9 protein-coding genes are annotated in these 12683 nt (G+C 71.0%); 4 read left to right on the forward strand and 5 right to left on the reverse strand.

Annotated elements, in window-relative coordinates:
• A complete protein-coding gene (locus RN02_RS05170; protein WP_043313411.1) occupies nt 1–399 on the forward strand; it encodes a DUF1801 domain-containing protein in 399 nt (132 codons plus the stop codon).
• Between the two features lie 7 nt (nt 400–406).
• Here the strand turns inward: RN02_RS05170 and RN02_RS32115 are convergent, their stop codons facing one another.
• The 5 genes from RN02_RS32115 to RN02_RS05190 form a co-directional block, all read right to left on the reverse strand.
• The gene (locus RN02_RS32115) at nt 407–568 is read right to left on the reverse strand and encodes a DUF2474 family protein (RefSeq protein ID WP_082033716.1); all 162 of its coding nucleotides are present in this window, start codon (nt 566–568) and stop codon (nt 407–409) included.
• Nucleotides 569–609: 41 nt separating this feature from the next.
• Nucleotides 610–1509, reverse strand: a complete 900-nt coding sequence (locus RN02_RS05175; protein WP_043313413.1) for a LysR family transcriptional regulator — start codon at nt 1507–1509, stop codon at nt 610–612.
• 303 nt (nt 1510–1812) lie between these two features.
• Entirely contained in the window at nt 1813–2982 is a 1170-nt protein-coding gene (locus tag RN02_RS05180) for a GGDEF domain-containing protein (RefSeq protein ID WP_043313415.1), read from the reverse strand.
• A gap of 116 nt (nt 2983–3098) precedes the next feature.
• Nucleotides 3099–7580 carry a PAS domain S-box protein gene (locus RN02_RS05185; RefSeq protein ID WP_043313418.1) on the reverse strand — a complete coding sequence of 1494 codons (4482 nt, stop codon included), beginning with the start codon at nt 7578–7580 and terminating at the stop codon, nt 3099–3101.
• 40 nt (nt 7581–7620) lie between these two features.
• Nucleotides 7621–9312 (reverse strand): putative bifunctional diguanylate cyclase/phosphodiesterase, encoded by a 1692-nt coding sequence (locus RN02_RS05190; protein ID WP_043313420.1) that lies wholly within the window; start codon nt 9310–9312, stop codon nt 7621–7623.
• A 263-nt stretch (nt 9313–9575) separates the two neighbouring features.
• On the opposite strand from RN02_RS05190, the gene RN02_RS05195 reads away from it, so the two are divergent.
• From RN02_RS05195 to RN02_RS05205, 3 genes are all read left to right on the forward strand, one after another.
• Nucleotides 9576–11267, forward strand: coding sequence for a sensor domain-containing diguanylate cyclase (locus RN02_RS05195; RefSeq protein ID WP_043313421.1), 1692 nt, complete (start codon nt 9576–9578; stop codon nt 11265–11267).
• Nucleotides 11268–11327: 60 nt separating this feature from the next.
• Complete coding sequence (locus RN02_RS32120) at nt 11328–11780, forward strand: GNAT family N-acetyltransferase (protein WP_064583357.1); 453 nt, start codon at nt 11328–11330, stop codon at nt 11778–11780.
• A gap of 69 nt (nt 11781–11849) precedes the next feature.
• Entirely contained in the window at nt 11850–12137 is a 288-nt protein-coding gene (locus RN02_RS05205; RefSeq protein ID WP_009622496.1) for a hypothetical protein, read from the forward strand.
• Nucleotides 12138–12683: the final 546 nt, after the last annotated feature.

Consider the following 12683-nt stretch of genomic DNA (forward strand, 5'->3'; position numbering starts at 1 on the left):
ATGAGCGAAGACAAGCCTGTGGCGGCGGACGACGCCGGCGCCCTGATCAGCGCGCGGATCGCCGAGCTGGGCGACTGGCGCGGCGAGGTGCTGGCGCCGGTGCGGGCGCTGGTGCGCGAGGCCGAACCGGAGGTGGTCGAGCAGTGGAAGTGGCGGGGCGTGCCGGTGTGGTCGCGGGGCGGCATTCTCTGCACCGGCGAGACCTACAAGCAGGTGGTGAAGCTGACTTTCGCCAGGGGCGCGGCGCTGGAGGACCCGGCGGGGTTGTTCAATGCCAGCCTCGAAGGCTCCACCCGGCGCGCCATCGACATCCATGAGGGCGAGGTGCTGGACGAGGCGGCGTTTCGTGCGCTGATCCGCGCGGCCGTGGCGGCGAACCTGGCGAAGCGCCGCGGCTAGCGGCGCGTCAGTGGGTCTTGAGGCCGGCGGCGGCCATGGCCAGGCGGATCGCCTCGGCGGCCAGCAGCACGCTGCCGACGCCGCCCAGCCAGAGGGCGGCCAGCCACAGCAGTTGCTTGCGCAGGGGCTGGCCCGGCTGCTGCGGCGCGGGGGGCGGGGTAGGGCTCATGGGGGCTCCGTGGCGCCGGGCGGCGCCTGGGTTTCAGTGGCTCATTCGGCCGGGCTTTCGCCGGCGAGGATGGTGCGCGCCTCGGCGAAGCATTTCTCCGCCAGGGCCGAGCGCGGCTCGGTGCGCCGCTGCAGCAGGCCGATGGGGCTGTGGATGCTGGCGCCGGCGATGGGGGTGATGCGCAGGTGCTCGCTGAGGGTTTCCAGGCCGCAGTTCAGCGGCATGATGGCGCAGCACATGCCTTCGCCGATGGCCTGGATCAGCTGGAAGGTGGAGTCGCTTTCCAGCACCGGCAGCGGGTCCAGGCCGCGGCTGCGGAAGCTCAGGTCGACGGACTGGCGGTAGTGCATGCCCTTGCTCAGCAGCCCCAGGGGCAGGTCGTTGAGCTTGTCCCACTTGAGCTCGCCGTCCTCGAACTGGAAGTGCCGCACGTCGTGCAGCAGGCCCATGGTGGTGGTGGCCAGTTCCAGCACTTCGAAGTAGGTGGTGTTGACCTGGTCGAGGTAGCAGATGCCCAGGTCCAGCTGGTTGCGGCTGAGGCCGTCGATGATCTGCTCCGAGCTCAGCGACGACAGCTGGAACTGCAGCTCCGGGTAGCGCTGGGACAGCGGCTTGAGCACCTGCATCGGGTTGAAGCTGGACAGCGGCACCAGGCCCAGGCGCAGGCTGCCCACCAGTTGCCCGCGGCAGCTGGCGGCCTCGGCCTGCAGGCCGTCGTAGGCGGCCAGCAGGGTGCGGGCCCAGGCCAGGATGCGCTCGCCGGCCTCGGTGAAGCCCTCGAAGCGCTGGCCGCGGGTCACCAGCACCAGGTCCAGCTCGTCCTCGAGATTGCGCAGGCGCATGGACAGCGTGGGCTGGGTGATGTGGCAGAGCGCGGCAGCCTGCCCGAAGTGGCGGGTCTGGTCCAGGGCGATGAGGAACTTGAGCTGCTTGATGTCCATGGGAGCTGCCTGTCGGGTAGTGGGGCCAAGGCCTGGCCGGCGTCATTTATCGATATGTAGCCGAACGTGCGGCGCTGCGCCGTCGGTCTTGTCGTGGGAATGCGGATGAGCGGCACGTTACCGGGCGCGGCGGGCGGCGTCCAATCGTTGCTGCCGACCGCCCGATAGGCCGGCCTCAAGCCGGGCAGGCCCTGCGAATCGCGGCAGGTCGTTCTCCGCGCGGCCGAAGGGGGCTTCCAGTTCGTTGTTGATGGCGTCCGGACCCCGGCGGGCCTTTCCCGGCCCTGGAGCTGGCAGCGGCGGCTAGTCGCCGGCCAGGCACACGCGGTCGCGGCCCTGTTGCTTGGCCTGGTAGAGCAGGCGGTCGCAGCGGTCGAGCAGCTCGCCCGCTTCGGCGGCGCCGTCGGACAGCCCGCCGCCCAGGCTGATGGTCAGGTGGCAGAGGCGGTCGGGGCGCTTCAGGTGCTCGATGTCCAGTTCCGCCACGCGCTCGCGCAGGCGCTCGGCGACCTGGCGCAGCTCCAGCGGGCTGGCCACCTGCAGGAGGATGACGAATTCCTCGCCGCCGTAGCGGAACACCCGGGCCTGGCCGCTGCGCAGGGTGTCGGCCATGCAGTTCGCCACCTCGCACAGGCAGCGGTCGCCGGCGGGGTGGCCGTAGTGGTCGTTGAACGGCTTGAAGTAGTCGATGTCGGCTAGCAGCAGGGCGAAGGGCCGGCCGTGGCTGCGCATCTGCCGCCAGCTCTGCTCCAGGTGCAGGTCGAAGGCGCGGCGGTTGCCCACGCCGGTCAGCGCGTCGGTGGCGGCCAGGGCCTGCAGGCGCTGGTTCAGCTCGGCCAGTTCGGCGCGTTGGCGCTGGCCCTCCAGGTCGGCGAGGAAGGCCCGGCGCACGCCGTTGATGTTGGTCCAGCTGATGAACAGGCTGAAGGCCAGCACCGGCAGGTAGACCAGGGTGAACACCAGCAGCGCCTTGGGCTCGCCGGCGTGGATCAGCGCCACGTTGCCGAGGATCACCGCCGAGATGGCGATGGAGCAGGCCAGGATGCCGGCGAAGGAATAGCGCACGCCGAGGTTGCCCAGGACGATGAACACCACCGAGGCGTAGAGAAAGATGGGCACCTCCGGCGAGGCGCTGCGCTTGAGCAGTTCGAACCAGGCGATGGCCGAGACGATGTCGTGCAGCGGCATCAGCAGGTCCATCAGCAGCACGCTGCGGCTGTGGCGGAACACCAGGTAGATGTTCAGCAGGCCGACCAGGCTGAGCCCGCCGCGCAGCAGCAGCGACTGCAGGGCCATGTCCGGGATCAGCGCGGCGTCGGCGAGGACGTAGGCGTCGTAGGCCGCCATGGCGATGAAGTTGATCGCCAGCAGGAAGCCGCGGTAGTGCTGCAGCACGTAGGCGCGCAGGGCCGGCTGCAGGTGCGCGGGGATGTGCCGCTCGCTGCTGGCCAGGGGGTGCTCGGGTAAGCTCATGACGCCCGCCTCATCGGGATGCCGCGCGCAGGCCCACGCCAGGCACGCTACTGCAGGAGTGTGTCGGCAACATGTCCGCCGGCTTGAGCGGACGCCGGCCATGCCCGCCGCGCGGCTCACAGCTCATTGAGCATCTCCCGGCCCACCTGCAGCGCGCCCTTGAAGTCCAGGGCCTGGACCAGGTCGTTGAAGCGCAGGAACTGCCGCGGCCAGGCGTGCTGGTGGCGGGCCAGCGCCTCCAGGCGTTCGAGGGCGTCGAGGTTGCCTGACTCCAGCAGGCCGAGGATTTCCCCCACCCGCTCGCGCACCTGCGGGCGGCTGAGTTGCGCGGCGGTGCCCGGGGCCAGGCCGGGCGGTTCGGCGAACAGCGCCTGCAGCTCGGCCAGTGTCACCGCCAGCAATTGCCGCAGCTCGTCCACCGGCAGCGTGGCGAGGGCAGCGGCCTGCGCCTCGGCCGGAGTGCGCAGCAGGTCGCTCTCCAGGGCCGCGCAGCGCGCGGCGAGGGCGCTGGCGCCCATGGTGCCGGCGCTGCCCTTGAGGGTGTGCAGCAGGCCGGCGCTGGCGCTCACGTCGCCGCTGCCGCGCAGCATGTCCAGGCGCCCCAGCAGCTTGTCCATCTCCGGCTCGAAGCTGCGCAGCACGCGGTGGATCAGCTTCTCGTCGCCGCCGAAGCGGCCCAGCACGCTGTCGCGGCCCTCGACGATGGCGTCTTCCTCCGGCAGCTGCGGCGGCGCTTCCCGCGCGCGCTGCGGCGCCTCCAGGTGGGCCAGCAGGCGGTTGACCATGTGTTCCTTGTCGATCGGCTTGGCGATGTGGTCGTTCATCCCCGCCAGCAGGCAGGCCTCGCGGTCGGCCTGGGCGGCGTTGGCGGTCATGGCGAGGATCGGCAGGGCGGCGAAGCGGCCGTCGGCGCGGATCCGCCGGGTGGCCTCCAGGCCGTCGATGTCGGGCATCTGCACGTCCATCAGCACGGCGTCCAGGGGCACGCCGCCGTGGCAGACCTGCTCGACGCCTTCCAGCCCGCCCTCGGCCAACAGCACCTCGGCGCCCTCGCTGGCCAGCAGTTCGGCGGCCACCTGGCGGTTCAGCGCGTTGTCCTCCACCACCAGCAGGCGCCGCCCGGCCAGGCGCCTGCTGTCGGCGGCGGGCGCCGTGGCCGGCTCGGCGGCCTGGCCGCCCAGGGCCTGCTGCACGCTGTCGGCCAGTTGCCGCGGGGTGACCGGCTTGGTCAGGAAGTCGATGAAGGGCGGGGTGTCGCCGTCGCGCACGTCGGCCAGCACCTCGCGGCCATAGGCGGTGATCATGATGATGGTCGGCGGCGTGTGCGCCCCGGCCTCGCGCTGGATCAGCCGCGCGGCGCGCAGGCCGTCGAGGTCGGGCATGCGCCAGTCCATCAGCACCACGTCATAGCTCAGGCCCTGACCCGTGGCCTCGCGGTAGCGCGCCACCGCCTGCATGCCGCCGCTGACCTGGTCGGCCTGCCAGCCCAGGGATTCGCAGGTGCGCAGCAGCAGCTCGGCGGCGCTGGGGTTGTCGTCCACCACCAGCAGCCGCAGCGGCCGGTCGATGACGGCGCAGCCGGCCTTCAGCGGACGCTCGCCGACCACCGCCAGGTCCAGGTCGAACCAGAAGCGGCTGCCGAAGCCCAGCTGGCTTTCCACCTGCAGGCGGCCGCCCATCAGTTCCACCAGGCGCTTGCAGATGAACAGGCCCAGGCCGGTGCCGCCGAAGCGCCGGGTGGTGGAGGCCTCGGCTTGGGTGAAGCTGTCGAAGATGCTCTGCAGCTGCGCCGGGCCGATGCCGATGCCGCTGTCGCGCACGCCGATGCGCAGGCGCAGGCGCTCGCCCTCGCGGCCCAGCTGCCTGACGCTGACCACCACCTGGCCGTGGTCGGTGAACTTGATGGCGTTGCCGGCCAGGTTGATGAGGATCTGCTGCAGGCGCAGGGCATCGCCCAGCAGGCTGCCGGGCAGGTTGGGGTCGATGTCGAAGAGCATCTCGACGTCCTTGCTGCCGAGGTTGCCGGAGAGCACCACGGCGAGGTCGCGCATCAGCGTTTCCAGCTCGAAGGGGTGCTCCTCCAGCAGCAGCTTGCCGGCCTCGATCTTGGAGTAGTCGAGGATGTCGTTGAGCAGGCCGAGCAGGGCGGTGGCGGCGGAATGGGCCTTGTCGACGTAGTCGCGCTGGCGCGGGTTCAGCTCGGTCTGGCGGGCCAGGAAGAGCATGCCCAGCACGGCGTTCATCGGCGTGCGGATCTCGTGGCTCATGTTGGCCAGGAAGCTGGACTTGGCCGCGTTGGCGGCGTCGGCCTGCTCCTTGGCCTGGCGCAGCGAGGCCTGCATCTCGCGCTCGCGGGTGATGTCCAGGTTGATGCCGGTGACGCGCAGCGGCGTGCCGTCGGCGTCGCGCTCGACGCGGGCGGCGGCCTGGATGTAGCGCACCTGGCCGTCGGGGCGGACGATGCGGAAGGTCGGCTCGTAGTGGCCCTGGCCCTGCACCGCGGCGTTCAGGCTGGCGAGGGTGGCCGGGGCGTCTTCCGGGTGCAGGCGCTCGCGCCAGTGGCCGATGTTCAGGCCGTTGCCGTTGAGTTCCGGCGGCTGCTGGTAGAGCTCGAACATGCGCTCGTTCCAGTGCAGGGTGTCGTCTGCCGGGCGCCACCACCAGATGCCCAGGCCGGCTGCTTCGGCGGCCAGGGCGAGCTGGTCGTGGGCCAGGCGCAGGCGGTCCTCGGCGGCCTTGCGCTCGGTGATGTCGACGGCGATGCCGAGGTAGCCGCTGACCTGGCCGCCCTCGTCGCGCATGGCGGTGACCACCAGGCTCATCGGCACGCGGCTGCCGTCCTTGCGCAGGTAGGTCCATTCGCGGGTCTCGGCGCCTTCGTCCTCGGCCTTCTGCACCAGGGCGCGGAAGCCCGGCACCGGGCGGCCGTACTCCTCGCCCAACTGGGCGGCGCGGCTGGCCACCTCGTCCTCCGGGTGCAGGCGCTGCGGCGTGGCCTGGCCGACCAGTTCCTCGGCGCGGTAGCCCAGCAGGCGCTCGGCACCGCGGTTGAAGATGCGGATGATGCCGTTGGCGTCGGTGGCGATGATCGACACCTCCGAGGCCGAGTGCAACACGCCGGTCAGCAGGCGGTTGGCCTCGGCGAGTTCGGCGGTGCGCTCGGCCACCTGGCGTTCCAGGCCGCTGTTGAGTTCGTGGATGCGCGCCTCGGCGGCCTTCTGCGCGGAGATGTCGCGCACCGTGGTCGAGGTGCCCACCACTTCGCCATGGGGGCCGCGGATGGGCGAGGCGCTCAGCGATACGTCGATCAGCCGGCCGTCCTTGTGCCGGCGCTGGGTGTCGAAGGGCGGCAGGCGCTCGCCCTGGGCCACGCGGCGCAGCAGCGGTTCCTCTTCGGCCACCCGTTCGGCGGGCACCAGCAGGCCGTTGGCCTGGCGCCCGAGGACTTCCTCGGCGGCGTAGCCGAGCAGTTTCTGCGCGCCGGCGTTCCAGCTGGTGATCTCGCCCTGCAGGTTCTTGCCGGCGATGGCGTCGGCGGAGGACTCGACGATCGCCGCCAGCCGCGCCTGCTGCTCCAGCACCTGGGCACGGCGCTGGCGGCTGACCGCGGTGGCCCCGAGCAGGGCGGCCAGCAGCAGGCTGCCCAGGCAGCCGGCGCCGAACACCAGGGGCGGGGAGAGCGGGTGCAGGCGCTGGACGAACGCCGGGTGGGCGCTGAAGTCGATCTGCCAGCGGCGGCCGAACACGTCGCGCTGCAGGCTCTGCGGGTACAGCCGCGGCGCCTTGGCGTCGTCGGCGCTGCTGTAGAAGGTGTCGCCGGGCTCCCCATCGGTCACGTCGGCGAGCTGGAAGTGCACGGCGGCGTCGTCCAGGCGCAGGTCGTCGAGCACCTCGCGCATCAGCAGCGGCGCGTAGCCCAGGCCGATGGCCTGGGCCTCGCGCTGTTCGATGCTGGCCGGAGTGACGCCGCCGCGGTAGATGGGCAGCAGCATCAGGAAGGACTGCTGGGTCGCGCCGGAAGCCTGCACCAGGGTGATGGGCGCGGAGAGCCGCGGCAGCCCGGTGCGCAGCGCCGCCTGGGCGGCCTGCTGGCGGCGCGGCTCGGAGGCCACGTCCAGGCCGATGGCGGCCAGGTTGGGCTGTTCCGGTTCGATGTACTGGATGACGTAGCGCTCGCCGGGGTTGGGCTTTACCTCGTGCACGGCGAAGTCCGGCCGGCCTTCGGCGCGGGCGCTGCGCAGGAAGTCGTCGAGCGCCCTGGCCGGCACCCGGCGGACGAAGCCGAAGCCGCGGGCGCCGGGAAACTCCCGGGCGACGTCGCGGGTCTGGGCGTAGCGGTGGAAGACCTCGCGGCCGATGTGCGCCTCGCCGGCGGTCAGCACCGCGCCGCGGGCGCCGCGCAGGCCGTACTGGTACAGCTCGATGCGCGCCAGCACGGTGTCGGCCAGGCGGTTGGCCTCCTGGGCCACGGCGGCGCGCGCCTGCTGCTGGTTGCCGCGCTGCACCAGGGCGGCGCCGAGGGCCGAGCAGAGCACGCCCAGGGCCAGGACGGCCCAGGACCAGCGGTTGAACCTGAGGTTGCCCGGTGTCGTCTTCACCCGATCCTTCCCGTTGCGGTCGTGCCCGTGGCACGGGTGGTCATGGCTGCAGGCCGGCGGCCAGCAGGCGGCTCATGTCGTCGCGCGGCACCGGGCGGCAGTAGAGGTAGCCCTGCATCACCGGGCAGCCCAGCGCCGCCAGCGCGCTCTCCTGGTTCGGGCATTCCACCCCTTCGGCCACCAGCTCCAGGCCCAGGGCCTGGGCGAGCTTGATGATGGCCTCGATGATCGCCGCGTCGCTGCGGTCCTGGAGCATGTCGCGGACGAAGCTCTGGTCGATCTTCAACACGTCCACCGGGAAGCGCTTGAGGTAGGCCAGGCTGGAGTAGCCGGTGCCGAAGTCGTCGATGGCGATGCGCACCCCCAGCTCGCGCAGCGCCGCCAGGGTCTGGCGCGAGGCGTAGCGGTCGCTGGCCAGCACGCCCTCGGTGATCTCCAGTTCCAGGTTGCCCGGCTGCATGCCGGTCTGGGCGAGGATCTCGGCCACCTGGTCGACGAAGCTCTCGCTGCGGAACTGCACCGCCGAGATGTTCACGCTGACCGTCAGCGCGTGCCCGGCATCGTTCCAGGCGCGGGCGTCCTGGCAGGCGCGCAGGAGGATCTGCTGGCCGATGGGCACGATCAGCCCGGTTTCCTCGGCCAGCGGGATGAACTCCGCCGGCGGCACCAGGCGGCCCTCGCCGTCGCGCCAGCGGATCAGCGCCTCGACGCCGACGATGGCGCGCGTGGCGGCGTGCACCTTAGCCTGGTAGAACACCTCGAACACGCCCAGCTCCAGGGCCAGGCGCATGTGCCGTTCGAGCAGGTGGCGCTCGCGCATGCGCGCCTCGATGTCCGCCGAGAAGAAGCTGTAGCCGTTGCGCCCGGCGGCCTTGGCCTGGTACATGGCGGCGTCGGCGTGGCGGTAGAGGTCCTCGGCGCCGTCGCTGTCGTCGGGGTAGAGGCTGATGCCGATGCTGGCGGTGAGGTGGTAGCTGGTGCCGCGGATGACGTAGGGCTCGCCCAGGGCCGCCTGCACCCGCGCGGCGAAATCGCCGATGGCCTCCAGGCTGTGCACCTCCGGCAGCAGCACGGCGAACTCGTCGCCGCCCGGCCGGCACACGGTGTCCATCGCCCGGCACTGCCGGCTGAGGCGCAGGGCGGTCTCCTGCAGGATGGCGTCGCCCAGGGAGTGGCCCTCGGCGTCGTTGACCGCCTTGAAGTTGTCCAGGTCCAGCAGCAACAGGCCGACGCGCTGCTGGTTGCGCCGCGCGCCTTCGATGGCCTGGGCCATGCGGTCGGCGAGCAGGGCGCGGTTGGGCAGGTTGGTCAGCGGGTCCTGGTTGGCGAGGATCTTCGCCATATGCCGCAGGCGCGCGTGGGTGCGGATGCGCGCGCGGGCCACCGGCAGGTTCATCGGCTTGGTGATGAAGTCCACGCCGCCCATCTGCAGGGCGCGCAGCTCGTGGGACACCTGGTCGTAGGCGGTGACGAAGATCACCGCGGCGTCGTTGAGCTTGGCGTCGGCCATCAGCGCCTGGCACACCTCGAAGCCGTCCATGCCGGGCATCTCGATGTCCAGCAGGACCACGTCCGGGCGGATGCGCCGGGCCAGTTCGAGGGCCTGGCGGCCGTCCGAGGCGAAGTGCGTCACGCCCAGCCCCCTGGCCGCCTCGCCCAGCAGCTGTATGTCGCTGACCTGGTCGTCGACGATCAGGATGACCGAGTCGAAGTTACGCGGATCTTCCGGCATTCCATTGCTCCAGCGGAACACTTTTGTAGGAGAATTCTGGTGTAGGAAAATTCTGGCATGAGGCTAGCCTAGATTACGAAAGCCTACCTCTGCATGATGGCGAATTGGCATGTTTTCTCGGGAATGCCGTGCGGACAGTGGCCGATGAGCTGTGTCTGTCAGCTGATGGGCTGTCATGACGCCAGAACGCCATTATGGATAGACTCGAAACGACGGCCGACTTTCCCGGCGGTTCCCTGGGTGCCTGAGCGAGCAGTGTGCAGATGCAGTCCGTGAGTACGGGATACGCGATGGAGAGTATGGGCGAGCGCCACCATGCCGGGCTGTTGCGCCTGGCGTTGGGCCACCTGGCCCTGGATGCGGCGGTGCTGATGCGCGATGACGGCGGCGCGTGGCGGCTGTGCGCCTGCCTTGGCCTGGGCGCCGAGGACAGGGCCTGGCTGGAACGCCCGGGCGGGGGCCCCGACGACGGCGCGGCGGCGCTGGCCGCGCGCTGGGCGTTCCGGCACCTGTGCCCGCTGCGCTCGGCCGACGGCCTGCCGCTGGGGCAGCTCTGGCTGCTGGGCGAGCGCCCGCGCGAGCTGGACGCTCCCCAGGCCGAGGCCCTGGCCGAATACGCCGGCCTGGCCGCCGCGCTGCTGGAACTGGAGCGCGGCGCCGAGCGCACCCGCATCACCGAGCGGCGCCTGGCGCTGGCGGTGGAGGGCAGCGGCACCGGCATCTGGGACCGCCACGTGCCCAGCGGCGTCATCCATTATTCCTCCGGCTGGAAGGCCCTGCTGGGCTACGCCGAGGACGAGATCGGCGAGCGCATCGAGGAAAGCTACGCCCGCGTGCACCCCGACGACCTGGCCTACGTCAGGGCGACCATGGAGGCGCACTTCGCCGGGCAAACCGCGGCCTACGAGGTGGAGCACCGCATCCGCCGCAAGGACGGCAGCTACATGTGGGTGTGCAGCCGCGGCAAGGTGGTCGAACGCGACGAGCAGGGACGGGCGCTGCGCATGCTCGGCACCACCACCGACATCACCGCCCAGCGCGTGCTGGCCGAGAAGCTGCGGCAGAACCTCGAACTGCTCACCGACCTGACCAACGAGATTCCCGGCATGGTCTTCCAGTACCGCCGCCTGCCCGACGGCTCGGCGCGCTTCCCCTACGTCAGCGCCGGCAGCCGGGAAATCTACGGCATGGCCCCGGAGGAACTGGCCGACGGCCCTACCGAGCGCATCCGCGCGATCATCCACGACGAGGACATGCCGCGCTACCTGGCCGCGCTGGAAGCCTCGGCGCGGACCCTGGTGCCCTGGGAGCTGGAGTACCGCGTGCAGCTGCCGGAGCAGGGCGTGCGCTGGCGCCAGGGCCACGCCCACCCGCGCCGCCAGGCCGACGGCAGCGTGCTCTGGCACGGCTTCATCACCGACATCACCGAACGCAAGCGCATCGAGGCCGAGCTGCAGGTGCTGGCCACCACCGACTTCCTCACCCAGTTGCCCAACCGGCGCTGCTTCATGCACCAGTTGCAGGCCGAGCTGGGCCGCGTGCAGCGCGGCGGCGAGCGCAGCGCCGCGGTGCTGATGTGCGACCTGGACCACTTCAAGGCGATCAACGACCGCTGGGGCCACGCGGTGGGCGACCTGGCCCTGCGCCACTTCGCCGACGTCCTCGCCGGCCTGGTGCGGCGCAGCGACAGCGTCGGGCGCATGGGCGGCGAGGAGTTCGCCGTGCTGCTCAGCGACGCCAGCCGCGACAACGCCGTGGCCTTCGCCCAGCGCCTGCAGGAGCACCTGGCGCAGACCCCGCTGGTGCACGCCGGCGAGCGCATCCCGCTGACGCTGAGCATCGGCGTCGCCGACATGCTCGCCGGCGACGCCACGGCCGAGGCGGTGCTGTCGCGCAGCGACCTGGCGCTGTACCGCGCCAAGCAGGCCGGGCGCAACCGCATCGAGTACCTCTGAACGGGCCGGATGGCCTGCCTTGGGCTATGGTGCAGGGAGCACCGCCCAAGGGAGGCCACCGTGAACCCGCAAGTCGAAGTGCAGGTCGCCGGCCCGGACGAGGAGCCGCTGCTGGCGGCCATGCTGCCGGGCTACCTGCGCGAGCTCGGCGTCGAGTCGGACCTGTACCCGTACCTGGCGCTGTACTGGCTGGAGCCCGGGCGCCGGCCCTACCTGATCCGCGTCGACGGCCAGGTGGCCGGCTTCGCCCTGGTGCGCGCCCTGGAGCGGCCGGGGCTGCACGAGCTGGCCGAGTTCTATGTCGGCCAGGCGTTCCGCCGCCAGGGCGTGGGCCGCGCCGCAGCCTGGGCGTTGTTCGCCGGGCAGCCCGGCGACTGGCAGCTCAACGTGCTGACCGGCAATCGCAACGCCCTGGCGTTCTGGCTGCGGGTGGTGCCGTGCGGCACCGTGCCGCTGCCGGTGGACGATCCCGAGGCCTGGCCGCACCTGCGCTTTCGCTTTCACGTCGGCTGACCCTTGCCAGGCGCCGCCGCGCCGGGCAGATTGGCGCCCGCATTCATTTCCCCAGCCCTGGAGCACTTCATGCCGCACTTCACCGCCACCGTCACCGTCAGCGCCGAGCACCGGGGGCGCGAAACCGAGGCCGTGGACAACCCGGCCATTGCCGTCGAGCTGCGTACCCTGGAGCCGGGGGTGATGGAGCTGGTGTTCCAGGGGCAGCTGGATGCGCCGGAGGAGCCGACCCACGTCTGCGTGAGCCTGGATAACGGCCTCAACTACTACGGGCCGATCACCGGCGGCAGCGCCGATGAGGCCGGTGGGCGGATCAGCTTCGAATGCGACATGGTCGAGCCGGAACTGCTGGTCTGATCGCCCCGCCCCTGGGAGCGAGCTTGCTCGCGAACCTTTATCCGCCGAATCGCGGACAGAGTCCGCTCCTACGGTTCCATGAAGCACGGTCGTAGGAGCAACTGTCTTGCGCCGATGTGCTCTTCGTAGGATGGGTTGAGCTTGCGATACCCATGCTGCCGTGGTGATGGGTATCGCTTCGCTCAACGCCATCCTACGAAAAGCCGTGCTTCCCTGGAGGGTGTAGGAGCGGACTCCGTCCGCGATTGAAAACGACTATCGCACAACCTGCGGACATCCTCGGGGTGCCGGTGGGCACGGTGATGAGCCGCTCGGCGGCGGCCCGCTTGAAACTGGCGGAAGCTGCGACGCCCGGCCAGGGGAGGACGGCGATGAACGAACACGGCACAGGCCTGCGAAGCGGAGGCGCGGATCGCCGCCGACGCCGAGCTGGCCCCGCTGCAGCACCCACTACTGTCCGGAATATTTATCGGGGAAAGTCTGGAGGGCTTGCGGGGGCTGAAGGCACGGGTTAAACCGTTGAGCGCCAACTCAACCTCACAGCCC

It is taken from the genome of Pseudomonas sp. PI1 (genome assembly GCF_000812405.1).
GTDB lineage: Bacteria > Pseudomonadota > Gammaproteobacteria > Pseudomonadales > Pseudomonadaceae > Pseudomonas > Pseudomonas citronellolis.